Raw genomic sequence first — 23,402 nt, forward strand, 5'->3', positions numbered from 1 at the left:
CATGGCCCCCGACCGGCTCGCGGAGGTGCTGGACGCGACCTATGAGTGCCTGACCCGCTACGGCGTGCGGCGCACCACGGTCGATGACATCGCCGCCACCATGGGGGTGTCCCGGTCGGCGGTCTATCAATACGTCCGCAGCAAGGATGATGCCGTCCGGCGGCTCGCCGAACGCCTGCACACTCGGGCGCTCGCGCGAGCCCAGGCGGCGGCCATCGCGGAAAGCCCTGCGGCCCACCGTATTCACGGGGTACTGGCGGCCAAACTCGACCTGGTGCTGCACCTGAAGGGCGATTCTCCGCACGGAACCGAATTGCTCGACCACAAGGCACGCCTGTTCGGCGATATCTGCACGGCATTCACCAGCGACCTGCGCGAACTGCTGGTCGGACTGTTCACCGCGGCGGGCACGGCCGAGCAGGTGTCGCCCGCGGCGGCCGCCGATATCTGTATCGCCATGGTGATCGGCTTGGAATCCGCGCCCCAGGCCCGCCAACTGTTCGACCCCGCCGTTACCGCACTGCTCAGCGGGCTGCTCGCCGCGGCACCCTATCGTGATTAGCGTCGACGTCCTGTTCGCCGCGGCATGAGCGTCGCTGCCGACGGCTCGAGCGGCCGTCGGCAGCATCCGGCGAATGGGGTCAGAGATCTACTTCGACGTCGGTGAGGGGGTAGGCGACGCAGGAATGGGTGTAGCCGAACCGGCTGTCGGACAAGCGCAGTCGCGCTTCCTCGGCATTGTGGACCTCGCCCTTGCAGATCCGGACGCGGCACAGGCTGCACTCGCCGGATCGGCAGGCGGCCTCGGGCCGGATGCCCTGATCTTCCAACGCGTCCAGCAGCGGTCGGTTGCGTGGTGTGCGGAACGAGGTGGCGCCCACGGTGACGGTCACCTCTTCGGTCGCATCGAGTCCCGCGGGCCAGTGCGGTTGTGCGGTGGGGTCGGCGGGCGCCCCGTTGGCCTCGAAGCGGATCCGGCGGCGTCGCTGACCGAGCGACGTGAGTTGTTGCAGCGCATAGGGATACAGCGCCTGCGGACCGCATACGTACACCATCCGACCGCGCAGTTCATCGACCAGCGCGGTGATCGTCTCGGCGGTCAGGAATCCGGTCGGTCCGTGCCAGCCGGGATTCGGTTCGGCGATCACGTAATCGACGCGGATATTCGGATGTGCGGCGGCGATCGCGTCGAGTTCGTCGCGGAAGATGATGTCATCGGCCGACCGTGAGCCGTAGACGAGGTGGAAGCCACGCTCCAGCTCATTGTCGACGATATCGCGAATCATGCTCAGCGCCGGGGCGACTCCCGACCCACCCGCCAGGAACACCACGTCATCGCCGTGGAAGAGCGGATTGTGGTGGAAGGTGCCCATCGGACCGGTGGTGGTGAGATGGTGCCCGACCTCGACGGTGTCGATGAGCAGATTGCTGATCCGACCGCCGGGTACCCGGCGCACGGTCAGGTCGTAGTGGTCGAGTCGGGCCGGGCTGGAGGAAATCGCGAACGGCCTGCTGGTGCCGTCGATGAAGACGTTGACGTACTGTCCGGCCAGGAATGGCGGGAGTGGAACCGAATCGGCCGCCGCGATCCGGAACGTCTTGCTGGTGGCGGTCTCCCCGATCACGTCGGTGACCACCACCCGCAACCGCTTGGGGTGGTATGCGTCGATGGTCCTGTGGGTTTCGCGGTGATAGTCGCGGGTGTCGGGTGTGCGTGCGGCGATCTCGGCGAGGATTTCGGCGGTGCCGTCGAAGCGGTCGGCGAGTGGATGAGTCACGAAAGATGCTCCGTTCAGGCGGCTTTGGTGCGAAGCAGGCGGCGGGCGACGCGGGCGCCCGCCTCGAGGGTGGGCTGGAAGCCGCCGATACCGGCCCAGGATCCGGCCAGATGCAGTCCGGGGACATGGGTTCGGCGCTCGCTGTTGCGGAACAGCCAGCCCTCGGCGGCATCCTGGTCATAGCCGTAGATGGCGCCGCCGGGGTGGCCGAGGTAGCGCATCATCGTCAAAGGCGTTGCGACATCGACCTCTTCGATGGCGTCGCGAATGCCGGGTGTGATGTGTTCGACCACATCGAGCAGGGTCTCGGCATAGGCGAATTTGGTGCGCGCGTAGTCCCGCGGCGCGATGGTGTCCCAGGCGTCGGCGTACTGCAGGGTCATCAGGCTGATATGGGTCGCGCCGGACGGGGCGAAGCCGATGGGAGCGACATCGTAGGAGGAGACGCAGACCCCGCGCGCCGGTTCGAGCGAGTGCCAGGAGGCGTGGGTGCGGTCGTCATCGGCGTCCAGGTTGATGAAGCTCGTGCTGGTGGTGAAGCCCAATTCCGCTGGGGTGGCGTCCAATCCCATATGCAGTACGAAGCCGGAGACGCCGATGCGGCGGGTGGCGAGATCATCGCGGACGGCCGTGGGCACGATATCGCCGAGCATCCCGTAGGTGACCGGCAGCGAAGCATTCGAGACGATATCGGGCGCGGTGACCTCCTGCCCGTCCTCGAGCCGGACGCCGATCGCGCGCCCCGCCTCGGTGAGGATGGCGTCGACGGCGGTATTGAACCGGACCTCACCGCCCGCCCGCAGGAACGAATCCAGAATGGCGGTCGACATGGCCTGGGATCCTCCGCGCACATGCCACGGCTTGAATTCGAAATAGGCGAACAGCGTCAGCGCCAGATCCTGGAAGGGCAGCTTCGACGGCGGCTGGCCGAGGTAGGTCCAATAGATACCGAGCGCGCACTTGAGCGCTTCGTCTTCGAAGTACTCATCGAGCACCGCGCGAAGGGGCCGCAGCGCATGCTCGAACAGCGCGGGATCGATCTCCTCGGCGGGCATGCCGCGCTTGGCCGCGATGTGCCAGAAGGCGACCGCCTTGATCAGATCGAAGAAGGCCCGCGCCCGAGATCCATTGCCGGGGAACGCTTCTTCGATCGCGGTGATGGCGCCCTCCCAGTCCGCGGGCAGGGTCAGGTCGAGCTGCCCGGGAATCACCGCCCGGTACAGGTCGTGCTCCTGCACGAATTCCAGCTTGTCGGCGATATCGAGCTGCTGGAACAGGCCCTCGCGCAGGGAGACCGGCTGTCCCTCGACACCTACTCCGGACAGCTGGTGCAGTGCGACCTCGAATTCGAAGCGCCCGCGCCGAAACGAAGTGCCGCAGCCGCCCGGGATATTGTGGCGCTCCACCAGGAGTGTGCGCGCGCCCGCCCGTTGCAGGGTGGCGGCCGCGGTCAGGCCGGCATTGCCGGCGCCGATCACGATCGCGTCGAAATCGCTCATGCGTCAGCGCCTTTCGACTCGGCAGCGGCGAGCGCTTCGGTTTGGATCTGCTCGAACTGTGCGCCCATCGCCTCGGCCAGTGCGGTCGCCGCCGAGAGCGGGCGCACCATCACCATGAAGTCGTCGATCTTGCCGTCGGCGTCGAAGTGCAGGAAGTCGCAGCCTGTGAGCTGTTTGCCATTGACCTTCGCCTCGAAGACGAACGCGTGATCGCGCCCGCCCGGATCGGCGATCTCGCGCACGTAGTGGAAGTCCTCGAATACTCGCATGACGCCGCGCAGGATCGCGGCGGTGATCGCCTTGCCCGGATAGGGCTTGAACGCGACCGGGCTGGTGAATACGACATTGTCGGCCAGCAGCGCCTCGATGGCGGCGGCATCGCGGGTCTCGACGGCCGTGCGGAAGGGGTGCATCTTCTCACCTTCATACTCAATTTGTTGACTATGTAACTCGAAGGTTAGCGAGCATCAGATGCTGGTGTCCATAGCTGAGTAGACAATTTTTTGAATAATCGCCAAGGTGATAGCCTGACCCGATGGCATTACGCAATGCGGTGCTGGCCGCGCTCATCGAAGGCGAGGCCTCCGGTTACGACCTGGCCAAGGGCTTCGACGCGTCGGTGGCCAACTTCTGGATGGCCACTCCACAGCAGCTGTATCGCGAACTCGACCGGATGGCCGAGGAAGGGCTGATCCGGACGCGGGTGGTGCAGCAGGAGCGCAGGCCGAACAAACGATTGCACTCGCTCACCGAGGCGGGATGGGAAGCGTTGCGCGCGTTCACCGCCGAGGAACCGAAACCCACGGCGATCCGCGACGAACTGCTGGTCAAGGTGCAGGCAGTGGATGTCGGCGACGGGCCGGCCGTGCGCGCCGCTGTCGCTGAGCGCAAACAGTGGGCCGAGGCGAAATTGGCCCGCTACGAACGACTCCGGACGCGGCTGCTCGACGGCCGCAGCGAACAGGCGTATCTGCTGGAGGCCGAGCACGTCGGCCCTTACCTCACCCTGATGCGCGGGGTGTCCTTCGAGCAGGAGAACATCCGCTGGGCGGAACTGGCGCTCGCCGTCATCGATCGCCGACTGGGCGCGGCCAAGTCCTAGTCCGGCGGGCTCGAATCTCGTTGGCGTGCTCGGTCCGCGTGTGCCATCCGGCGCAACATCGTTCTGGGAACGCCGTGGTCTGCATCGCCGGGCGGCTGTGCCGGAGCTGGTGCAGCCCGCCTGAGGCGGGGTGGTTGGTGCCGCGATCGGATCGCCCTCGCGCGGATTCGGGTCAGTTGCCGGGGCGGGTCGGCGGGCCGTCCATGGGCCGGCCCATACCGGATCCGTTCAGACCGTTGGTGCTGCCGCCCTGTGGCCCGGGGCCACCGTTCACACCGTTGGTAGTCGTGCCGACGGTGGTCGCGGTATTGGTGCCATCGCTCCGGGTGCCCCGAATCGCCACGGTGTCACCGACTTTCACGCTGGTCGCGCCGGTGGTCGTTGCGGTGATGGTGTAGGTCTCGGTGTAGTCGTCGGCGCTCTTGGCGGTGACGGATGTGCTGGACAGCGCGGTAATGGTGCCGGTTTGGGTCAGTTCGGTGCGGTAGCCGCCATTGCCGTCGGAGACGACGAATTGGCCGTGCAGCGGCGGCCCGCTCATCGTGCCGCCGGGACCGGCGCCGGGCTGGCCGTTCCCGCCGCTCATGCTCATCCCCGGTCCGCCCGGTCCGCCGGAGCCGTGGTTGCCACCGTTGTCACTGGAAGACGCCGCGAAGACGATGCCGCCGCCGGTCGCGGCGATCACACCGGCGATACCCACGGCTGCCAGGGTCTTTCGGGTCGACCAGCCGGTCGAGGCCGGGGGAGTCGGTGCGCCCGAGGCCGGGTCCTGGCCGGACGGGGGCTGGTGGGTGGGGATGGTCATGTTGGGTGCTCCTCTGCGGTGACGGCCGGTGAGCGCGCCGGTCCGGGTAGTCCTGTTCGGGTCAACCGTCGTCGGCGCAGTTAGGTGCGAGCTGTGGGCGACGTCAGGATCGGCTATGTCCGACTCGCGCACAGCAAGTTCACAGCCAGGGCATAGCTACTGCCGAGCCACCGCCCGGAGTATGAGGCCCATGTCCACGATGACCTCTGGAAACAGCCCGGCCAACCGAGCTGCCATGCGGCGCGCCGATGGCAGTCCGATCACTGTGCTCGTCGTCGATGACGAACCGGTCCTGGCCGAGATGTTGTCGATGGCGCTGCGGTACGAAGGCTGGGAGGTCGGCACGGCCGGTGACGGGCGTACGGCGGTGACCAGGGCGCGCGAGACCAGGCCGGATGTGGCGGTGCTCGATGTGATGCTGCCCGATATGACCGGCCTCGAGGTGCTCGGCAAACTGCGCGCGCAGGTTCCGCAGCTGCCGGTGCTCTTGCTGACCGCGAAGGATTCGGTGGAGGACCGGATCGCGGGGCTCACCGCGGGCGGTGACGACTATGTCACCAAGCCGTTCAGCATCGAAGAGGTGGTGCTGCGGCTGCGGGCGCTGCTGCGCCGCACCGGGGTGGCGAGCGAGGACGGCGGCGCGCAGATCGTGGTCGGCGATCTGGTGCTCGACGAGGACAGCTATGAGGTCACCCGGGCGGGTACGCCGATTGTATTGACGGCCACCGAATTCGAACTGCTGCGGTTCTTCATGCGCAATCCGCGGCGGGTGTTGAGCAAGGCGCAGATTCTGGACCGGGTCTGGAGTTACGACTTCGGCGGCCGGTCCAATATCGTCGAGCTGTACGTGTCGTACCTGCGCAAGAAGATCGATAGCGGTCGGGCGCCGATGATCCACACCCTGCGCGGAGCCGGATATGTCCTCAAGCCCGCGGGCTGAGGTGCGCCGTATGCGGTCCCCACGACGGTGGTCGCTGCGGGCTCGGCTGCTGGTCGGGCAGGTGCTGCTGCTGGTGACCGTGGTGGTCGGCATCGGCGCCGCGACCGAGTTCGCGCTGCAACAGTTCTTGGTGCACCAACTCGATACCCAGCTCATCGATGCGCAGAAGCGCTCACTCGCCGATTCCGGTGGCGGTCCCAGCCTGGGGCCGCCACCCGGCGAGTCTTCCGGTAACCAGTCCGTACCGCCGCCCCCGCCGCCGCATCCGCAGAGCACCGGACCGGGGCCGGAATTCCTCGACCGGCGTGGCATCCAGCCCGATGCGGTGGGTGCGATCGTCGATCGGGGCACGGTCACCGCCGCGGGCCGGATCGGCGGCGACGGCATGCAGGCCGCGCTATCGGGTGCCGCCCGTCGACAGCTCGCCGCGGTGGCGGCCAACGGCAGGGCGACCACCGTGAATATCGATGGCGAGGGCCGCTATCGCGTGATCGCGGACCGGACCTGGCAGGGCACAACGGTGGTCACCGGGCTGCCGTTGGCGGCCGTGGACGAGACGCTCATGCGGGTGTTGTGGGTGCTGGTGATCGTTACCGTCATCGTGCTGGCGTTCGCGGTCACGGTGGGTATCTGGCTGATTCGCCGCGCGCTGGCGCCGCTGGATCGGGTCGCGGCCACGGCCGCGCGCGTGGCCGATCTCCAGTTGGATCGTGGGGAGGTCACATTGCCCGTGCGGGTTCCGCAGGACGATGCCGATCCGCATACCGAGGTGGGGCAGCTCGGCTCGGCCGTCAACCGGATGCTGGACCACATCACCGGCGCGCTCTCGGCCCGACACGCCAGTGAGACCCGGGTCCGGCAATTCCTCGCCGACGCCAGCCATGAACTGCGCACTCCGCTCGCCGCCATCCGCGGCTATGCCGAACTGGCGCAACGCAAACGGGCGGAGGTGCCCGGTGAGGTGGCCAATGCGATGGGCCGGGTGGACTCCGAGGCCCGGCGGATGTCGGCGCTGGTCGAGGACATGCTGTTGCTCGCCCGGCTGGATTCCGGCCGCCCGCTCGAACACGAGTCGGTCGACCTGACCCAGCTCACCGTGGACGCGGTGAGCGACGCGCATATCGCCGGACCCGAGCAGCAGTGGGATCTCGATCTGCCCGACGAACCCGTGGTAACCGTCGGCGATGCCGCCCGATTGCATCAGGTGCTGACCAACCTGCTGGCCAATGCCCGGGTCCATACCGGTCCGGGCACCACGGTCGTCACGGCGTTGGCCTTCGATGGTGACGGCGGTGCGGTGTGGCGCGTCACCGACGACGGGCCCGGCATTCCCGAAGCGTTGCAGCCGGAGATCTTTCAGCGATTCGCCCGCGGCGATTCGTCGCGCTCGCGGCGCGCGGGGAGTTCCGGACTCGGTCTGGCGATCGTGGCCGCGGTGGTGAAGGCGCACGGCGGCGAGATCACGGTGGACAGCACACCCGGCCGCACCGAATTCACCGTGCGATTGCCCGTGGATCCGGCGGTGACCAGCACCTGACGATCCCATCGGTCGGCTCACAGCGAACCCACAGCCGCGGCAGAGGTCGGCACGACATCGCGTCGTCACGCTCGAAGGGTGACTACGACTTGCTGGGGTCTCCTGACGTCATCGACGCGGCGCCGCGCCGAATGTCGTTCGGGCGCACCCGGCCGTGGCAGCGGCTGTCGCTGCCGATGCCGTTGCTCGGTACCGCGATGCTGTACCTGTGGGATCTCGGCGCCAGCGGGTGGGACGCGAGCACCTACACCGGGGTCGCCGCCGCGGTCGGTTCGAATAACGCCGCTGGCTACCAGCCTGGCCATCCGTGCACCGGTTATGGCCGTAGGCGGCTTCAACGGAACCGATCCCGCACCCACCCTGGCCGCATTCAAACAGTATGTGGCGCAACGCGAGATCCACTACATCATCGGCGCAGGCGGCATGGGCGGAATGCGTGGCGCATACAGCGGCGGCAGCCAGGACGCCACTGAGATAGCCGCCTGGGTCGAGGCGAATTTCACCGCCCGCCGGACCGACGGCGTCACCGTCTACGACCTCACGGGCAATAGCTCCTAACCCCCACAGACACTGCACAGCAATCGCAAATTTCGGACCCACGTCCGCAGAACAGGATCGGAATATGACTACCGCTACCGAAGCGCCCGTATGGCGTGCCGAACGCGCCGAGCCGGATGGCTCGATACGGCAGCAAACCCGATGGACTCGACTGCTGTTCGGCTCCCGCGACCAGCCCCGCTGGGCCCGTCCCGGCCTGTGGACACTGCTCGCGGTGACCGCCGTCCTCTATCTGTGGGGGCTGAGCCGGTCGGGCTGGGCCAACGAGTTCTACGCGGCAGCCGTGCAGGCGGGCACACAGAGCTGGAAGGCGCTGATCTTCGGTTCGCTCGACGCCGGTAATGCCATCACCGTGGACAAGCCGCCCGCCGCGCTGTGGGTCATGGGACTATCGGGGCGCTTGCTCGGCTTCAGCTCGTTCTCGATGCTGCTGCCGCAGGCGCTGATGGGCGTGACATCGGTCGGGCTGCTGTACGGTGCGGTCCGGCGCTGGAGCGGTCCGGCGGCAGGTCTGCTGGCCGGGGCCACACTGGCACTGACTCCTGTTGCGGCACTGATGTTCCGATTCAACAATCCGGACGCATTTCTGGTGCTGCTGCTGGTCGCCGCGGGCTATTGCACGGTGCGCGCCACCGAGAACGGCAGCGGGCGATGGCTCGCAGTCGCGGGTGTCGCGGTGGGATTCGGCTTTCTCGCCAAGATGATGCAGGCGTTCCTGGTGTTACCAGCATTCGGTCTGGTGTTCCTCGTCGCCGCGCCGATCACCTGCCGGCGCCGAATCGGCAAGCTGCTCGGCGCTTTCGCGGCCATGGTGATCTCGGGCGGCTGGTTCGTCGCACTGGTCAGCTTGTGGCCGAGTGATTCTCGGCCCTATATCGGTGGATCGACCGACAACAGCCTGGTCGAACTCGCGCTGGGCTACAACGGTCTCGGCCGGGTCCTCGGCGGATCCGGCAACGGTGGCGGCCCTGGCGGCGGTGGTGGTTTCGGTGGCAACACCGGTTTCGGTGGCAGCACCGGCCTTACGCGGTTGTTCGGTGATTCTATGGGAACCGAGATCTCCTGGCTGCTGCCCGCCGCGCTGATCGGTCTGGTCGCGGGCCTGTGGTTCACCCGCCGCGCGCCGCACACCGGGCGGACCCGTGCCGCCCTGCTGCTCTGGGGTGGGTGGCTGCTGGTGACCGGTGTCGTATTCAGCTACATGCAGGGCACGATGCACCCCTACTACACCGTGGCACTGGCGCCCGCGATCGCCGCACTGGTGGCGGTTTCGGTGACGGAGTTGTGGCGCGGCAGGCGATTCCGGACGGCGCGCATCGCGCTCGGCGTCATACTCGCGACGACCGGCGTCTGGAACTTCATCCTGCTCGACCGCACACCCGACTGGTATCCGGCATTGCGCTGGATCGTGCTGATCGGATCGATCGTGATCGCCGCGATCGTCATTGTCGGCACCCATCGGCTCGGCAGGCTGACCGCGGTGGTCGCCATCGCCGGCCTGCTGTTCGGACTGGCCGGGACCGCGGCGTACGCCATCGAGACCGCGGCGACACCGCACAACGGTTCGATTCCGACCTCGGGGCCGAACAGCGGTCGCGGTATGGGTGGCGGACCGGGCGGCCCCGTGGGCGGCGACATGGCGCCCGACGGAGCCGAATCACCCACGGCTGGACCAACTTCCGATGCAGCGACACCCGGACGCGGCGATGCCGACGGGTTCCGCCCGGGTGACGGCGGCGGACCGGGCGGCGCGAGGGCGAACAACACGGCGCTGCAACAGCTGCTGAAGAACACCGACAACCGTTGGGCCGCGGCAACAATGGGTGCCCAATCGGCGGGCAGCCTCGAATTATCCACCGGCACTTCGGTCATGGCCATCGGCGGCTTCACTGGCGGCGACAACTCGCCGACATTGGCACAATTCCAGCAGTACGTCGCCAATGGCGAGGTCCACTACTTCATCGCGGGCGGCGGCATGGGCGGTCCCGGCGGCGGATCGGGCAATGGCAGCGAAATCACCGCATGGGTCGAGGCCAACTTCACGGCGATAACCGTCGGCACGACCACGGTCTACGACCTCGCCCTGCCGCTAACGTCCTGATCATCGGCCGTATTTTACTGCAGCACAACCACTTCCGCCGATATCCCTTCTCGATGATGGGAAATCGGCGGAAGTGGACGTTAGGTGAACAATTGGTTTCTCAGAAGTGTTGCCGCGCAACAATAGTTGCGTCATGCTGAGGGTATGGCCAGACGGTCGAAGAGGCGGCCGAGCCGGCCGAGGTGGGGATCAGAGGATCCATGGGGGTGCTGTTCGCGCCCCGTTCTATTGTTGCGTCGGTTCGGTGCGAGTCCTTGGCGGCGGCGCGTCGGGTGGTTTATGGCAGTCATCTTCGTGCTGTTCGTCTTCCCCGGCATCGTCGGCGCGGTGGCCAGTGCGCAGTACCAGGCCGCGGCCACCGGCAGCGGTGTCTCCGAAATCGACGGGCTCAGTTGGATGCACATCCGGGACTCTTCCGGGGTGCCGCTGGCCAACTATGCGTTCGCGACCGACCACGGCGGGGTGCTGAACCCGGGCGCGACCATACTCTGGGCCATTCTCGGCTTCGAATTCATCGGCTATATCGCGATCGTGACGACCGCGATCTGGTTGATCGGGAACGCCTTGAGCTTCCAGTGGCTCAATATGTTCAGCTCGGCGTTGACCGGGGTCGCGGACCGGCTGACCGGTCAGATCGCGACACCCGTGCTGCTGATCACCGCGGCGACGATCGGTGCGTTCTGCGTCGCCTGGTTCTGGCTGCGCGGCTATCACGCCAAGGCGGTGCTGCAGATCGTGACGATGCTCGGCGTGGCGATCCTGGGCCCGGTGTTCCTGGCCGAACCGCTCGCCGATGTGCTGTCCCCGGACGGATTGCTCGCCAAGGGTAGGGATTTGGGCATTTCGGTCGCCGCCGGATTGAACGGCAATAACAATCCGAATCCGAATCAACTGGTCACCACCATGCAGCGCGACCTGGCGGATAACTTCGCGCGCCGCCCGGTCCAGGTGTGGAACTTCGGGCATGTGGTCGACGAGCAACCGGCATGTCGTTCGGCGTGGTCTACGGGGATGGCCGCCGGTGACGACGATCGGGTCCGCAAGGGCATGCAGTCCTGCGGCGACTCCGCCGCCTACAACAAGGCCCAGAATCCGAGCATGGGTCAGGTCGGCACCGGACTGATGCTGTTGATCTGCGGCGGCATCCTGCTGGCCTTCGCGGTGGTGCTCGGGATCAGGGTGATCAAGGCCGCTCTGGACACGATCTATCACGGCTTCATGTCGATATTCGGCTTCGCCGCAGGCGGATTCGTCTACGGACCGACACAGACCTTCCTGGTCCGCAATATCGTCGACAGCATCGTCGGGGCCGCCAAGATGACGGCCTACACCATCTTCCTCGGCATCTATGTGCTGTTCATGGGCAATCTGTTCGCGCAGGCCAAGGGCGAGACCATGGCGGTGATCGTGATCGCGGGCACCGCGGAGTTGGTGGCCGTCTCGCAGCTGAAACGCCTGAGCCGCAGTCTGAATCGGGGCAATGACTGGATCGCCAACCGCTTCGCGCTGGCTATCCAGGGTGGGCGTGCGCCCGCCGCGGGCGGTGGCGGCGGCACGGCCTTGGGGATGGGAACCATGCAGGCCAGGGGCGGTGGGTCGGGGTCGGGACTGATGTCCGGCCTGGCCGCGATCAACACCGCCAACACCTCTCCGGTGGTGGCCTGGTTGGCGATGCGGACGAACAGACCGTTCGATCCCAATGCGCGACTGCGGAAAGAGGCCGAGCTGGTCAATATGCGCATCGCGGCATCGCATATGACGCTCGAACAGCAGGAGGAACTGCGGGCCGCGCGCAATGTCCTCGACGCCAAGGCGACAGCGCGAGCGGAACCCCACGGCGGAGTCCACACCATTCGGGGCCTCGCTCACGCGTGGGACGGCCTCGGCGATATGGACGCGAGTTACCAGGGCAAGATGGGCTCGCTGACCCGGCTCGGCGTCGATCCGACAACCATCGCCAATATGGCTTCGGCCCACGCGATTCAGAAGGCGACTACCCCGCCGAACCTGTTCGAGTACATGCCAAGGGCGAAGGCGCACGCGGCATTGGAATCGGCGGTGTCCACAGACGGTCGCAGCACCGGCGAAATCGCCCCCCAACTGCGTGGTCAGGCGCATGCCGCGGCCGACAACTTCCGTAATAACGCGCCGAGGCCTGCGCCCGGCGCCGTGATCGACGACGACCTCGTCGCAGCGGCAACGGCCGCGTGGCAGGCGAACGTTCCGCTCGATCAGGCCATCAGCACAGACCGGTGGGAGGCCGCCAACAAGGCAACGTTGCAACAGATCGGCAAGGACCTCGCCGACGACTACGTCGCCGCATTGGAACCGTGGGTGGACACGCCCAGCGATCAAAATCTCGCGCGCGCCAGGGCCATGGCCGAACATGCATACACGTTCGACGGCATCACCGATCTTCTGGTCAACGATCCGTGGGCCGGTATGCGGGTACGGAATCTGCCCCCCCAGCAAGGTGGCCGGACGCAGAGTCCGCCCACTCAGCAAGGTGGCCAGATTCCGTAGTGAGAAGACTGGGACAAACCTGTGGGTTGAACGCGATTACCGTTGGGCACTTGAACCAGACGGGTCGTCAGTTATGGTGACGACCTATCGTTCGAGTACCCCGAATGATCGTGAGGCTCACTGTGCAGGACAGGGCACCTACCACTTTTCAGGAACTACGTGCCCTACTACAGCAGCGGTTGCCCGAATTAGCCGACGGTCAACAGCGCATAGCCAGGCTGGTTCTGGACGATCCGGAGGGTACCGCCTTCCGGAGCATCGGCCGCAGCGCCGAACTCGCGGGCGTGCATCGCTCCTCACTGGTGCGGTTCGCGACCATGCTCGGACTACCCGGTTATCCGGCCCTGGTCGAGCTATGCCGCAGGCAACTGGCGGCGGAGGCGTATCTGGTGCGTAGGCCCGCCGGCGCGCCGCCGCCCTCCTCGAACGACGAATTCTTCACTGCGATCACCGAATACGATACGAACAATCTGACCCGCACCTTCGCGCGGATCGATCGCGACGACTGGGATCGGGCGGTCGAGACGCTGGCGAGCGCGTCGTCCGTCCACATCATCGGTCTGCGGCGCTGTCTGTCCGTCGCCTATCTGGCCGACCATCTGCTGCGGATGATCCGGCCACGGGTCCGGCAGTTGGGAGCCTCCGCCCGCCTGCTGACCGACGAATTGCGCGATATCGAACCCGGCGATGCGTTCGTCGCGGTGTCGATCCGCCGGTACAGCAGCGATACCGTGCGCGCGGTCGAGTACGCGCGCCGCCGCGGTGCCACCACGATCGCACTCACCGACGATCCGTCCTCCCCGCTGGCCCGCATCGCGGATCTGACCTTCTATGTCGAAACCGGCTCGGTCACGGTGCTGCGTTCGCTCACCGCATTCACCGGACTCGTGCACGCACTGGTCACCGCCGTCGGGCTGCGTTTGGAATCCGTCGGCGCCGATACCGATATCCTCGACGACCAATTGTTCGAATAGTGCGGCGATCGACGATATCGTCGCCGTCACCATCTCGAATGTCATCGCAGCTCAGCACCGAGTTTGCCGCTCCGGCTCCCGGGTACCGCTGTGATATGACGCCCATCCATGACCTCCGGGGACTGGGTTTACCCGAGTCGATCTCGGTGGCGCTATTCGATCTCGACGGCGTGCTCACTGACACCGTGGCGGTGCACCGGCGGGCGTGGAAGTTGGTATTCGACGAATTGCTGGCCGGTCGCGTTCATGGCGCGTTCCGGCCGTTCTCCGATGCGGACTATCTGGGCTATGTGGACGGCCGGTCGCGGGCGGACGGTATCCGGGAGTTCCTGAAGTCGCGGGGAATCACAGTGCCCGAAGGCGAGCCCGATGCGTCGGAGGGGGAGCCGAGCGTCGCGGGGCTCGGCAATCGGAAGAATCGGCTGTTGCTGTCGTTCCTCGAACGTGACGGTGTCCATACCTATCCGGGGTCGGTGCAGTATCTGTCCGAGGTGCGCGCGGCCGGGGTGAAGACGGGGGTGGTGACCGCATCGGCGAATGCCGCCGCGGTGCTGTCGGCCGCGGATCTGGGCCGGTTCGTCGATGTCTGCATCGACGGGCTGGAGATCGCGCGCCGCGGATTGCGCGGCATACCCGCACCGGACGCATTTCTCGCGGCCGTACAAGCCCTGGCAGCGAAGCCGGAACAGGGCGCGGTGTTCGAGGACAGCAGCGCCGGGGTGACGTCCGGTCGAGCCGGTGGTTTCGGATACGTCGTCGGCGTCGATCGAGACCGCGATACCGCACATGCCGACGCCTTGCGCCGGGCCGGGGCGGATGTGGTCGTCTCCGATTTGGCCGAACTCGGGAAAGTAGCGATGAGTACGGACCGAGCCGAGTCACAGCTGACCGATGGGCGGGCACCACACCCTCGGAGGTAGCGGTACGAAGGAGCGGGCATGGCGTTCACCGAATCCGAGTACTGGTTGGGCAGACTGGTTTTTCAGCACGGCCTCGCGGTGATCTACCTGATCGCGTTCTCGGCGGCGGCGCGGCAATTTCGAGCGCTCATCGGTGCGCGGGGGATGTTGCCGGTGCCCCGGTTCGTCCGGCGGGTTTCCTTCCGCCGCGCGCCGAGCATCTTTCAGTGGCACTACTCGGATCGATACTTCGCTGCCGTCGCCTGGTCTGGTGCGGCGCTGTCGGCCGCGGTGGCGGCCGGTGCGCTGCATCTGGTGCCGCTGTGGGGCGCGATGCTGATGTGGGCGGTGCTGTGGGTGCTGTATCTGTCGATCGTCAATGTCGGGCAGGCGTGGTACGCGTTCGGGTGGGAGTCGCTGCTGCTGGAGGCCGGATTCCTGGCGATTTTCCTGGGCAACGATCGGGTGGCGCCGCCGGTGCTGGTGTTGTGGCTGATGCGTTGGCTGGTGTTCCGGGTGGAGTTCGGCGCGGGGTTGATCAAGATGCGCGGGGATTCCTGCTGGCGGGATCTGACCTGCCTGTACTACCACCATGAGACTCAGCCGATGCCCGGTCCGCTGAGCTGGTTCTTCCACCGCCTGCCGAGGCCGCTGCATCGAGTTGAGGTGGCGGCCAACCACTTTGCCCAGCTCGTCGTGCCCTGGGGGCTCTTCGCACCGCAGCCGGTGGCGAGTGTGGCCGCGTCGCTCATTATCGTCACCCAGCTCTGGCTGGTGCTCTCCGGGAACTTCGCCTGGTTGAACTGGGTGACGATCTTATTGGCCGCCACCGCGATCGACGGATCCTCGGCCGCCGCGGTATTGCCGGTGCCGGATCCGCCGTCGTTGGCCGCCGCACCGGCGTGGTTCGCCGGCCTGGTGATCGCGTGCACCGTCGCGGTGGTGATCTTGAGCTACTGGCCGGTGCGCAATCTGATATCCCGGCAGCAGCGAATGAATGCTTCCTTCAACCCGGTGCACCTCGTCAATACCTACGGTGCGTTCGGCAGTATCGGGCGGACCCGCGAGGAGGTGGTGTTCGAAGGCACCGACGATGCGGAGATCACCGAGCGAACGCACTGGCGGGAGTACGAATTCAAAGGTAAGCCGGGGGATCCGCACCGACTGCCACGGCAATGGGCCCCTTACCATTTGCGGCTGGACTGGTTGATGTGGTTCGCCGCGATCTCCCCGACCTACGCTCGCGGCTGGCTGCTCGGCTTCGTCGAGCGGCTGTTGCGCAATGATCCGGCAACGCTGCGGCTGCTGCGCCGCTGTCCCTTCCCCGACGCGCCACCGACCTATGTGCGGGCGCGAATCTACCTGTACCGCTTCGCGACTCCCGCCGAGCTACGGCACGAGCGAAATTGGTGGCACCGCACCCTGATCGGTGATTACCTCCCCCCGATGACCCTCGCTCAGTAGAAACTGCGTCCGGCGGGACCGCCGGAGACCGACCAGACCTCGGTGATGACCCCCGCGACGGTGCGCAGAATATCGGTGCCGCTGATGGCGATGGCCGCCCCATCGGGACCGGTCGACTCCGCGCCGTACGGCCGTGCGATCAATCCGGTTCGGGTGTCATCCATTTCGACGACCGGCTCACCCTGGGGTGCGAATCGGATGCCGGGACGCTGCTCCCGAAATTCGGCGACCTGGGCGGCGAGGGCCTGTGGATCGGCGATGTTGTCGTATTCGCTGCCATTCGGCTGGGCGTAGCGGAGGGTGAATTCAGGGGCCATGATCTGCTCCGCGAGCGCCAGATCGCCGTTCCACATCGCGGTCCACTGGTCGAACAGGGTGATGCCGAAATCGCGCATCGTCACTCCTCAATAGTCTCATTGATACGGTCTCGATGGCACTAACATATAGTCTCAGTGAGACGGTGTCAATGGGATGGAGGAGGCATGCCGAATCTCGGGCCGCAGGACCACATCGTGCTGGGGTTGATCGCCAGGCACGGGCCGCTCACGCCCTACGAGTTGAAGGCCAGACTCGAAGAGAGCGTCGACTACTTCTGGCCGGTGCCGCATGCTCAGCTGTACCGGATTCCGGTGCGCTTGGCCGAGCGCGGTCTGCTCGACGAGGAAGCCGAGCAGGGTGGCCGACGGCGCAGACTCTTCCACGTGACCGATAAGGGCCGGGCCGAACTGCGGCGCTGGCTCGCCGACCCGCGGAACCCGCCCGCCGAGACCCGCGATCCGGCACAGCTGAAACTCTTCTTCGCCGATCTGGGCGCACCCGGCGATGTGGTCGCATTGGCGAACAGCCAAGCCGCGGAACATCGTCGGCTGCTCGAGCTGTATCGATCACTACACGCCGATATCGACCCGGCCGATAAGGTTCGCGCGGTTTCCCGCGCCCGCATCATCCGGCTCGGCATCCTGCACGAGCAGGCCTACGTCGAATTCTGGGAAGACCTCGCCGCCGACCCCGAAAATCGGGGCCGACGGCACGGATAGGACGCTCAGGCGCGGCGGGCGCGCTTGACGAAGCGGACGCTCAGGGCGATCAGCGGGGCGAAGAAGATGATCGACAGCACCGGCGACAACCAGGCCATGGTGTGGACCGGGAGTTGGTAGGCGAGCAGGATCCGGACGACGGCCTCGGACAGCAGGCCGACGCCCCAGGCCGCGGACAGCGTGCTGAAGCCGCGGCGCTTGGCCGGATTGTCGCGGTAGGACTCCTCGAATTCGGCGAGTTCGGCCGGTCCGACGGCCGAGAGCGCCTTGCGGGCGGACAGGTAGGTCAGTGGTTTGCCGATCACCGTGCTGATCAGGAAGGTGATGCCGACGATCCCGGTGCCCGCGGAATCCTTGACGATCATCATCCGGGGGTCGCCGCTGATCAGCGAGCCGACCAGGCCGAAGACGAAGACGCCGAGCATGATCGCGGCGAAGGGTTCGAGGCGGCGCGACCGGATGGTCTCGATGATCAGGACCGCACCGGAGAACAGGGTGCCGGCGAGCAGTCCGGTGAAGTCGCTGTAACCGAGGCCGGTCAGCAGGAAGTAGGCGCCGATGGGCACCGCGATATCCCGCGCGATCGGGGCGAGTACGCGGATCGGGTTGAAGCGCGGGGCCGAGGTCTGAGCCGGTTCGATCGGCTCGGCCACGGGCGCGGCGGGTGCGGTGGGCGTCATCTCGGGTGCTCCTGGCTGGTGAATTCGGCTGTGCACTACGAGAAATGACGTTACGGTCAGGCGCGGAGCGGCGAATCTGCCAACCATCACGGGTCGGGCATGACAACTGTCACGCCCCGCGCCGGCTTCGCCGAGTGCGGTGTGCGACCGGGCTATCGGGGTTTGCAACGCGACCGGGCGTGGACGAGGTCGACGCGGTGCTCGCGGTGCCGCGCTACTGAGGCGCCGTTCGTCTGCGATCGACTGCGCCCAGGATCAACGCGCGGGCAATATCGCCGGTGACGGACAACTCGGCGAGCATGTCGAACGTTCGCCCATATGTCGCGATCTCGCGTGGCTGGGTCACGGTCAGCTCGGCCGTGATGGTTTCCACGGTGGTCATGCGGTCGTCGAACATCACGAAATTAGTTGTCTGCTGCGGAATCTCGGCCATGGCCGGGACGATGCCGAGGGTGACGCGCGGGAGGCCAGCGGCGACGAGCAGGCGGTCGAGCTGGCCTATCATCACCGAATTATTGCCGACGGTGGTCAGCAGCGCCTGCTCGGCTACCAGGATGTGAAAGCGGCGGTCGCGGTGGTAGAGGAATTGCTGACGTTCCATGCGCTTGGCGATGCCTGCGTCGATATCGTCCGGAAGTCGGTGCCGCGTGATGGACCGCTCGAGGATCGCTCGCGCATACTCGGAAGTCTGCAAAATTCCTGGGATCAGGACGTTCTGATAGATACGCGTCAGCCGGGTCCTCTCAGCCAGCTTGACCAGTTCATCTTGGCCGCGCCCGGTCCCAGTGCTGAGCAGGCGCCGCATTTCCATGTAGGCGGCGTCGATGTTGTGCAGGGTGGCGAGCAGGTCCGCGAGTTCATCCTCGGCGCCAGCATGGGTGCAGTAGACACGGACGTCGGCGTCGGAGGCGCGCAGCTTGCCGTATTCGAGTTTGGATATCTTCGATTCGTGCCAGCTTGCCAGCGCGGCGAGCTGGCGCCCGGAAAGCCCTGCCCTACGCCGGATCTCGCGCAAGCGTTGGCCGAGGGCCTCCCGAGCATCTTGGGCGGTATTCGTCATCTGGTGTCGACGGAATTCAGGTAGTCGGCGTACGGCGTTGCGAGCGCCCACAACCGGTCTCGTACACCCCGGCACAGGTCGGCGATCTCCGGGTCGGAAGTAACCGCCATCCCCGCGGGCCGCCCGTCCCGGTCGACGAGATTGAACGCGACGAGCTCGTCGTCGAACAGCCACCAGTCATCCGGCGGAACGTCCCCGGCATGGTGCCGGGGGACATACCGGATGTCTTCGCCGGCGGCGACGTTGCTCGCCGTGATCGACAGCAACCACCGTTGATAGTCGGAGTGCGGAACGGTCACGACACGCACCCTACGCACTGTGATGCCGCGTCCGACCGTCTCCCGCATGAATTGCGCCCACGGCCGTTGGTGGTAGTCGGTCGGGTCAGGCTCGCCCGCGAGGAACCGTCTCAAGCTTTCCGATTCCGACGCCACCGCGTAGGAGTCGCGCACCTCGAGATGAAATGCCTTGCGCCGACACCCGCGGAACAGGTCATCAGCGGCGGGTCCGTGGACTAGCAGCACCGTAGAACGTCCTCTCTAGCTTCGGCACCTCGATGGCGGTCTCGTCGACGGCCAGTGTGAGCCGACCGAGTGTTTGGTCGTCGGTGACGGGGCGGCCCGACAGGCGGAAGGTGCCGCGGCCGGTGTCGGTCATCGTCGCACCGATGAACGTATCCGGATCGGCGAATCCTGGTAGCAGGTGGGGGATTTCGATGGTGCCAGCCTGTTCGGTTCGCCATCCCTGGACAAGAAAACTGTCCTGGTCGGTGGCGTACAGGGTCGGGCAGTCGCGATCTCCGGACCCGCCCTTGCCAAGAAATGTCAGCCGCATGTCGGCCCCCTCAGTTGTGAAACGCGCGGTGATTCCGCGCCTTCCAATCATCCGCCCCGGTGCAAGAAATCGGTTGGTCAATCGCGAATTCTTCCAAGTTTTTGCAAACTCATGGATCGGGTGATGGCGGGGTTCGTACCGTCCGAGGTGGGCGCTCGGGGCCGGTGCTAGTCATCCTGGTCCTGAGTTGCCTCACCATCGACGACGGAGGGTGAGATGGCGCTCACTGAGCCACAGGCCAAAGTGTTGGCCGCACTGGCGATTCTGGAACCCGCACACGTGCTGACCGTGCGCGAACTGTGTGGCCACGCTGGCCGCGCCGAGGCTGCCACGCGTGCAGCGCTGCAAGGGCTCGCCGATTCCGGTCTCGCTCATGGTTCCCGCACAGTCCCTGTCCGATGGCGGATCACCGACCGCGGGCGGTCGCTGATCAATGCACGGCCATACCGAGAATTCCTGCCGCGCAACGACGCTGCCACCGTGAGCACGAACGGGGCAAGCCGGTGAGGGCAACACCTACCGCGATCGGTTACCTGCGCAAAGACATCTCGGGAGTCTCCCAAGACTGGGACGAGATCCAGATCCGCAGCCGCGCAAAACGTCTCGGCTACGACCTCGCCAAGACCGTGACATTCACTGCTGAGACCGACGACCCAGAAGGACGGCTGGTGAACGTGGTCCAGGCCCTCGATGTCGACGCAGTGATCGCGCCGGGCCTCGAACACTTCGGCGGCCGAGTGCCGCAACGGCTTGTACGGCAGTGCGAGCTGAACACTGTGAACCCCGAAGCGACCTACGCACCTCACGCCCCGTTGCAGTTTGTCGACGCGGGCGGTGCTGAAACCCCTGTCAAGCCAACGACGCTAGAAGGGGGATGACCAACAGATGGTGGCACGAGTTGCGGGCCCAGGGCCCGACGGCAACAACCATGACAACTGGAATCAAGACCCCCGTGAAGATCGCGGCGACGACACGATTCGGCCGTGGCGAGTGGGATTCGGTTATCCGGCCGGGACTGCGACGCGGCGGTGACGCACCCATCCGCGAACGCCGACGGCCAGGGGTACGAGGACGGTGAGGAACCCGGACACGGGCTCGAAGGCGAGGCCGAACGCGGTGAGAACGGCGATTGCGGCGAGGACGGGCACCGGCACGTAGCCGCGGGTTCGCTCCGTCTCGATCACTGCGATCCCGAAGCATACGGCGGCGACTCCGAATGCGGTGAACCAGAACGAGAGGTCGGTCTGCTCCTTGCCGGCCACCCATATCGCAGCGCCGAGCACGGTGTGGGCCGATCCGATGAAGGCGAGCAGACTGCCCGTGAGCGGGAACCCAGTTTTTGAATCCACATTCCGAAATGTTGCCCTAGGCTGTCCCGCGTGGCAAGACCCCGGCGATTCACCGATGACCAGATCCTCGACGCGGCACGCGATCTGCTCGCCGATCCGACGACGACCCGGCCGAGCATCGCCGCGATCAGCGCCGCCTCCTGCGTCCCCACGGGGTCGATCTACGTGCGCTTCGCCTCCCGCGAAGAGTTGCTCGCCCGACTGTGGCTGCGCTCGATCCGACGCTTCCAGATCGGGATAGTCGCCGCCCTGTCCGGGGCCGACCCGCTGCTTGCCGCCGCGATCTACCTGCCGCGGTACTGCCGTGAGAACCCCACCGAAGCCCGTGCGATGAAAATGTTCCGGCGCGACGAACTGCTCGAAGTAGGCCCCGATGAACTGCGCGCTGATATCACCGCGGTCAACGACCGAATGAACGACGCGCTGCGCACCGCCGTCATCGCGGAGTTCGGCGACGCCGACGAGCACCGCATGGCGATCGCAGTGGCCGCCGTCAAGGCCATTCCTTACGGACTGGTCCGTGAGTACATCGCGTGCGCGGCACCCATTCCGGACTGGGTCGACGAGGTTACCGCCACCGCGACGGCTGCCGTTGTCCACAAGTTACGTCCGACCCGCACCGCCCACTAGGCCAAGTGCCCCGTCCAGATCGGTTGCCGCGCTATCAGGTCCGGCTCACTCGCCGAGCGCAGTCGAAACGCGGCACGACACGCCCCGCCGCCCCGCCCTATGACTGCGCTCGACGGATCTCAGTTCCCTCAGAAGCTATCCGGACACGGCAGTAGCACCGAGTGCCGTTGCGGTATCAGGCGCAGCGACGGAACTGTCGGATCGGCCTGCTGGTGAGCATGCGTGCCATCAATCCGGCAAAACGTAAGTGGCCCAGCGCCTCTCGCTTCGTGAATGCGACCGACCACACCGTTTCGGTGCCCGCCGCGGGCAGGGGGCGCTGGTCGAATCGGTCCGCTAGCCAGTTCATGGTGACGGGTGCGCCGATGAACAGCAGCGGCATATGCAGGCTCAGGCGGTCGCGCAGGTAGCGCACGTGCGCACCGCGGATCGCGTACCGGGCCACATGCTGGTCGACATCGGCGACGGCGATGAGCTCGTCATTGACCCCCTGGATGACGAGCAACGGCATGGCGGGCGCTTGCACACCGGGCCGGATATCGTCCAGGATCTGCTGCAGGTCGGGTTCGGCGAGTAGTTCGGCGAAGGTGCGGTGGCTGTAGTTGTCGATGTTCTTGCCCATCAACCGGAACAACAAGTGCAGTGTGGTGCGCGATTCGGCATCCGCGATCATCTCGAGGAATTCGGATTTGAGATGCGCGCGTAGGATGCGATCCAGATCGGCGTAGGCCCGCCGCAGCCCGGCTACGGCCATCGTCGAGAAGGCCGCGAAGAAGGTGCCGTTCAAACGCGCGAAGGCCGAGCCGAGATCGCCGACCGGCGAACCGGCGACCGCGCCGACGATATCGAGCTCCGGTGCGTATTCGGCGGCCAACTCCGCGGTCCAGGCGGTGGCGAGTCCGCCGCCCGAATAACCCCACAGCGCAACGGGAGTCGATTCGGGCAGGCCGAGCGGTGCGAAACTCAGACTCGCCCGGATCGCGTCGAGGGACCGATAGCCGGGTTCGCGTGGCACCCCGAAATGTCCGGCCATCCCGCCGTGGTCCGGAATCGATACCGCCCAGCCCTGAGCCAGTGCGTAGGCGATGACCGGCAGTTCGACCTGCGGGATCGAGCCGAGTGCCCGCGCGCCGCGGCGCAGAGCGTAGGAGGGCAGACACTTGGAACTGACGCCGTCGATGGCGCACTGGAACGAGACCAGCGGCCGTGGCTGATGCGGATCGGCGCCCCAGGGCAGCAGGACCGTCGTTACGGCCGTCTCCGCGCTGCCGTGCAGATTGCTGGTCCGGTAGAGCAGCTGCCAGGCCGAAACCTTTTGTGGCACACGCCCGAACAGTGCCAGTTCGACCCTGCGGGTGCGCAGCACGGTGCCGGGGGCGAAGCGTGCGAATCCGGCGGGCGCGAGATAGAACCGATCCAGCTCCGGCGGCAGCGGTCGCTCCGATGGGAATATTTCGACAATCGGACGCGCCGGGTCCATCCCGGTGTCGGCATGCAGGGTCATTCCTGTACATCCTTTCGAACGGCACACCGGCACGGTGTTTATTTGAAATGACGCCGGAATCCTGTTCTCAAGGTAGCAACGGCGGTGGCGGAAATTAATTGTCCCGAAACACAATTGAGTCGGGTGTT

24 protein-coding genes and 1 pseudogene are annotated in these 23,402 nt (G+C 66.2%); 14 read left to right on the forward strand and 11 right to left on the reverse strand.

Going from position 1 to position 23,402, the window contains the following annotated elements; translation table 11 throughout:
- Position 1: 1 nt before the first annotated feature.
- A complete protein-coding gene (locus ACQP2D_RS08700; protein ID WP_433683188.1) occupies positions 2-562 on the forward strand; it encodes a TetR/AcrR family transcriptional regulator in 561 nt (186 codons plus the stop codon).
- Between the two features lie 79 nt (positions 563-641).
- On the opposite strand, the gene ACQP2D_RS08705 is transcribed toward ACQP2D_RS08700, so the two are convergent.
- The 3 genes from ACQP2D_RS08705 to ACQP2D_RS08715 are packed head-to-tail and all read right to left on the reverse strand — an operon-like array spanning position 642 to position 3,690.
- On the reverse strand, positions 642-1,778 hold the full coding sequence (locus ACQP2D_RS08705; protein WP_433683189.1) for a 2Fe-2S iron-sulfur cluster-binding protein: 1,137 nt from the start codon (positions 1,776-1,778) through the stop codon (positions 642-644).
- Between the two features lie 14 nt (positions 1,779-1,792).
- Positions 1,793-3,277: a phytoene desaturase family protein gene (locus tag ACQP2D_RS08710; protein WP_433683190.1), complete on the reverse strand. Its 1,485-nt coding sequence runs from the start codon at positions 3,275-3,277 to the stop codon at positions 1,793-1,795.
- The gene (locus tag ACQP2D_RS08715; protein ID WP_433683191.1) at positions 3,274-3,690 is read right to left on the reverse strand and encodes a nuclear transport factor 2 family protein; all 417 of its coding nucleotides are present in this window, start codon (positions 3,688-3,690) and stop codon (positions 3,274-3,276) included. The genes ACQP2D_RS08710 and ACQP2D_RS08715 overlap by 4 nt, the downstream gene beginning before the upstream one ends.
- Before the next feature lie 122 nt (positions 3,691-3,812).
- Here ACQP2D_RS08715 and ACQP2D_RS08720 point away from each other — a divergent pair, with 122 nt between their 5' ends.
- A complete protein-coding gene (locus ACQP2D_RS08720; protein ID WP_433683192.1) occupies positions 3,813-4,379 on the forward strand; it encodes a PadR family transcriptional regulator in 567 nt (188 codons plus the stop codon).
- 172 nt (positions 4,380-4,551) lie between these two features.
- Here the strand turns inward: ACQP2D_RS08720 and ACQP2D_RS08725 are convergent, their stop codons facing one another.
- Positions 4,552-5,184, reverse strand: a complete 633-nt coding sequence (locus ACQP2D_RS08725) for a hypothetical protein (protein ID WP_433683193.1) — start codon at positions 5,182-5,184, stop codon at positions 4,552-4,554.
- A 235-nt stretch (positions 5,185-5,419) separates the two neighbouring features.
- On the opposite strand from ACQP2D_RS08725, the gene ACQP2D_RS08730 reads away from it, so the two are divergent.
- The 8 genes and pseudogenes from ACQP2D_RS08730 to ACQP2D_RS08765 all read left to right on the forward strand — a co-directional run bounded on the left by ACQP2D_RS08730 (position 5,420) and on the right by ACQP2D_RS08765 (position 16,180).
- Positions 5,420-6,124 carry a response regulator transcription factor gene (locus ACQP2D_RS08730; protein WP_433685587.1) on the forward strand — a complete coding sequence of 235 codons (705 nt, stop codon included), beginning with the start codon at positions 5,420-5,422 and terminating at the stop codon, positions 6,122-6,124.
- The gene (locus ACQP2D_RS08735) at positions 6,102-7,661 is read left to right on the forward strand and encodes a sensor histidine kinase (RefSeq protein WP_433683194.1); all 1,560 of its coding nucleotides are present in this window, start codon (positions 6,102-6,104) and stop codon (positions 7,659-7,661) included. Before ACQP2D_RS08730 ends, ACQP2D_RS08735 begins: the two co-directional genes overlap by 23 nt.
- A 233-nt stretch (positions 7,662-7,894) precedes the next feature.
- Positions 7,895-8,219: pseudogene (locus ACQP2D_RS08740) on the forward strand (glycosyl transferase); the annotation flags it as partial.
- Between the two features lie 64 nt (positions 8,220-8,283).
- Entirely contained in the window at positions 8,284-10,320 is a 2,037-nt protein-coding gene (locus ACQP2D_RS08745) for an ArnT family glycosyltransferase (protein ID WP_433683195.1), read from the forward strand.
- 279 nt (positions 10,321-10,599) lie between these two features.
- On the forward strand, positions 10,600-12,843 hold the full coding sequence (locus ACQP2D_RS08750) for a hypothetical protein (RefSeq protein WP_433683196.1): 2,244 nt from the start codon (positions 10,600-10,602) through the stop codon (positions 12,841-12,843).
- Between the two features lie 104 nt (positions 12,844-12,947).
- Positions 12,948-13,817, forward strand: a complete 870-nt coding sequence (locus ACQP2D_RS08755) for a MurR/RpiR family transcriptional regulator (protein ID WP_433683197.1) — start codon at positions 12,948-12,950, stop codon at positions 13,815-13,817.
- A gap of 95 nt (positions 13,818-13,912) precedes the next feature.
- The gene (locus tag ACQP2D_RS08760; protein WP_433683198.1) at positions 13,913-14,737 is read left to right on the forward strand and encodes an HAD family hydrolase; all 825 of its coding nucleotides are present in this window, start codon (positions 13,913-13,915) and stop codon (positions 14,735-14,737) included.
- Positions 14,738-14,755: 18 nt separating this feature from the next.
- Positions 14,756-16,180, forward strand: coding sequence for a lipase maturation factor family protein (locus ACQP2D_RS08765; RefSeq protein ID WP_433683199.1), 1,425 nt, complete (start codon positions 14,756-14,758; stop codon positions 16,178-16,180).
- Here ACQP2D_RS08765 and ACQP2D_RS08770 read toward each other — a convergent pair.
- Positions 16,174-16,575: a hypothetical protein gene (locus ACQP2D_RS08770; RefSeq protein WP_433683200.1), complete on the reverse strand. Its 402-nt coding sequence runs from the start codon at positions 16,573-16,575 to the stop codon at positions 16,174-16,176. The genes ACQP2D_RS08765 and ACQP2D_RS08770 overlap by 7 nt on opposite strands.
- An 87-nt stretch (positions 16,576-16,662) precedes the next feature.
- On the opposite strand from ACQP2D_RS08770, the gene ACQP2D_RS08775 reads away from it, so the two are divergent.
- Positions 16,663-17,217, forward strand: coding sequence for a PadR family transcriptional regulator (locus ACQP2D_RS08775; protein ID WP_433683201.1), 555 nt, complete (start codon positions 16,663-16,665; stop codon positions 17,215-17,217).
- Between the two features lie 5 nt (positions 17,218-17,222).
- Here the strand turns inward: ACQP2D_RS08775 and ACQP2D_RS08780 are convergent, their stop codons facing one another.
- The 4 genes from ACQP2D_RS08780 to ACQP2D_RS08795 form a co-directional block, all read right to left on the reverse strand.
- Entirely contained in the window at positions 17,223-17,897 is a 675-nt protein-coding gene (locus ACQP2D_RS08780; RefSeq protein ID WP_433683202.1) for a VC0807 family protein, read from the reverse strand.
- Between the two features lie 214 nt (positions 17,898-18,111).
- A complete protein-coding gene (locus tag ACQP2D_RS08785; protein WP_433683203.1) occupies positions 18,112-18,957 on the reverse strand; it encodes a helix-turn-helix domain-containing protein in 846 nt (281 codons plus the stop codon).
- Positions 18,954-19,481: a DUF6879 family protein gene (locus tag ACQP2D_RS08790; RefSeq protein ID WP_433683204.1), complete on the reverse strand. Its 528-nt coding sequence runs from the start codon at positions 19,479-19,481 to the stop codon at positions 18,954-18,956. Before ACQP2D_RS08790 ends, ACQP2D_RS08785 begins: the two co-directional genes overlap by 4 nt.
- Complete coding sequence (locus tag ACQP2D_RS08795; RefSeq protein ID WP_433683205.1) at positions 19,453-19,872, reverse strand: hypothetical protein; 420 nt, start codon at positions 19,870-19,872, stop codon at positions 19,453-19,455. Before ACQP2D_RS08795 ends, ACQP2D_RS08790 begins: the two co-directional genes overlap by 29 nt.
- Before the next feature lie 135 nt (positions 19,873-20,007).
- Between ACQP2D_RS08795 and ACQP2D_RS08800 the strand changes: the two genes are divergently transcribed.
- Both ACQP2D_RS08800 and ACQP2D_RS08805 read left to right on the forward strand, forming a co-directional pair.
- On the forward strand, positions 20,008-20,298 hold the full coding sequence (locus tag ACQP2D_RS08800) for a hypothetical protein (RefSeq protein WP_433683206.1): 291 nt from the start codon (positions 20,008-20,010) through the stop codon (positions 20,296-20,298).
- Positions 20,295-20,669 (forward strand): hypothetical protein, encoded by a 375-nt coding sequence (locus ACQP2D_RS08805; protein WP_433683207.1) that lies wholly within the window; start codon positions 20,295-20,297, stop codon positions 20,667-20,669. The genes ACQP2D_RS08800 and ACQP2D_RS08805 overlap by 4 nt, the downstream gene beginning before the upstream one ends.
- A gap of 123 nt (positions 20,670-20,792) precedes the next feature.
- Here the strand turns inward: ACQP2D_RS08805 and ACQP2D_RS08810 are convergent, their stop codons facing one another.
- Positions 20,793-21,140 carry a DUF6463 family protein gene (locus ACQP2D_RS08810; RefSeq protein WP_433683208.1) on the reverse strand — a complete coding sequence of 116 codons (348 nt, stop codon included), beginning with the start codon at positions 21,138-21,140 and terminating at the stop codon, positions 20,793-20,795.
- Between the two features lie 30 nt (positions 21,141-21,170).
- Between ACQP2D_RS08810 and ACQP2D_RS08815 the strand changes: the two genes are divergently transcribed.
- On the forward strand, positions 21,171-21,770 hold the full coding sequence (locus ACQP2D_RS08815) for a TetR/AcrR family transcriptional regulator (protein ID WP_433683209.1): 600 nt from the start codon (positions 21,171-21,173) through the stop codon (positions 21,768-21,770).
- Positions 21,771-21,945: 175 nt separating this feature from the next.
- Here ACQP2D_RS08815 and ACQP2D_RS08820 read toward each other — a convergent pair whose 3' ends face one another.
- The gene (locus ACQP2D_RS08820) at positions 21,946-23,274 is read right to left on the reverse strand and encodes a lipase family protein (RefSeq protein ID WP_433683210.1); all 1,329 of its coding nucleotides are present in this window, start codon (positions 23,272-23,274) and stop codon (positions 21,946-21,948) included.
- Positions 23,275-23,402 lie beyond the last annotated feature (128 nt).

Source organism: Nocardia sp. CA-119907 (assembly GCF_050955995.1).
Classification (GTDB): domain Bacteria; phylum Actinomycetota; class Actinomycetes; order Mycobacteriales; family Mycobacteriaceae; genus Nocardia.

What these genes read in the sequence shown, in the direction of transcription:
- ACQP2D_RS08700 (WP_433683188.1), top strand. Translation starts at nt 2, where the DNA reads ATGGCCCCCGACCGGCTCGCGGAGGTGCTGGACGCGACCTATGAGTGC.
- ACQP2D_RS08710 (WP_433683190.1), bottom strand. Translation starts at nt 3,277, where the DNA reads ATGAGCGATTTCGACGCGATCGTGATCGGCGCCGGCAATGCCGGCCTG.
- ACQP2D_RS08715 (WP_433683191.1), bottom strand. Translation starts at nt 3,690, where the DNA reads ATGCACCCCTTCCGCACGGCCGTCGAGACCCGCGATGCCGCCGCCATC.
- ACQP2D_RS08720 (WP_433683192.1), top strand. Translation starts at nt 3,813, where the DNA reads ATGGCATTACGCAATGCGGTGCTGGCCGCGCTCATCGAAGGCGAGGCC.
- ACQP2D_RS08725 (WP_433683193.1), bottom strand. Translation starts at nt 5,184, where the DNA reads ATGACCATCCCCACCCACCAGCCCCCGTCCGGCCAGGACCCGGCCTCG.
- ACQP2D_RS08730 (WP_433685587.1), top strand. Translation starts at nt 5,420, where the DNA reads ATGCGGCGCGCCGATGGCAGTCCGATCACTGTGCTCGTCGTCGATGAC.
- ACQP2D_RS08735 (WP_433683194.1), top strand. Translation starts at nt 6,102, where the DNA reads ATGTCCTCAAGCCCGCGGGCTGAGGTGCGCCGTATGCGGTCCCCACGA.
- ACQP2D_RS08745 (WP_433683195.1), top strand. Translation starts at nt 8,284, where the DNA reads ATGACTACCGCTACCGAAGCGCCCGTATGGCGTGCCGAACGCGCCGAG.
- ACQP2D_RS08750 (WP_433683196.1), top strand. Translation starts at nt 10,600, where the DNA reads ATGGCAGTCATCTTCGTGCTGTTCGTCTTCCCCGGCATCGTCGGCGCG.
- ACQP2D_RS08755 (WP_433683197.1), top strand. Translation starts at nt 12,948, where the DNA reads ATGATCGTGAGGCTCACTGTGCAGGACAGGGCACCTACCACTTTTCAG.
- ACQP2D_RS08760 (WP_433683198.1), top strand. Translation starts at nt 13,913, where the DNA reads ATGACGCCCATCCATGACCTCCGGGGACTGGGTTTACCCGAGTCGATC.
- ACQP2D_RS08765 (WP_433683199.1), top strand. Translation starts at nt 14,756, where the DNA reads ATGGCGTTCACCGAATCCGAGTACTGGTTGGGCAGACTGGTTTTTCAG.
- ACQP2D_RS08770 (WP_433683200.1), bottom strand. Translation starts at nt 16,575, where the DNA reads ATGCGCGATTTCGGCATCACCCTGTTCGACCAGTGGACCGCGATGTGG.
- ACQP2D_RS08775 (WP_433683201.1), top strand. Translation starts at nt 16,663, where the DNA reads ATGCCGAATCTCGGGCCGCAGGACCACATCGTGCTGGGGTTGATCGCC.
- ACQP2D_RS08780 (WP_433683202.1), bottom strand. Translation starts at nt 17,897, where the DNA reads ATGACGCCCACCGCACCCGCCGCGCCCGTGGCCGAGCCGATCGAACCG.
- ACQP2D_RS08785 (WP_433683203.1), bottom strand. Translation starts at nt 18,957, where the DNA reads ATGACGAATACCGCCCAAGATGCTCGGGAGGCCCTCGGCCAACGCTTG.
- ACQP2D_RS08800 (WP_433683206.1), top strand. Translation starts at nt 20,008, where the DNA reads ATGGCGCTCACTGAGCCACAGGCCAAAGTGTTGGCCGCACTGGCGATT.
- ACQP2D_RS08820 (WP_433683210.1), bottom strand. Translation starts at nt 23,274, where the DNA reads ATGACCCTGCATGCCGACACCGGGATGGACCCGGCGCGTCCGATTGTC.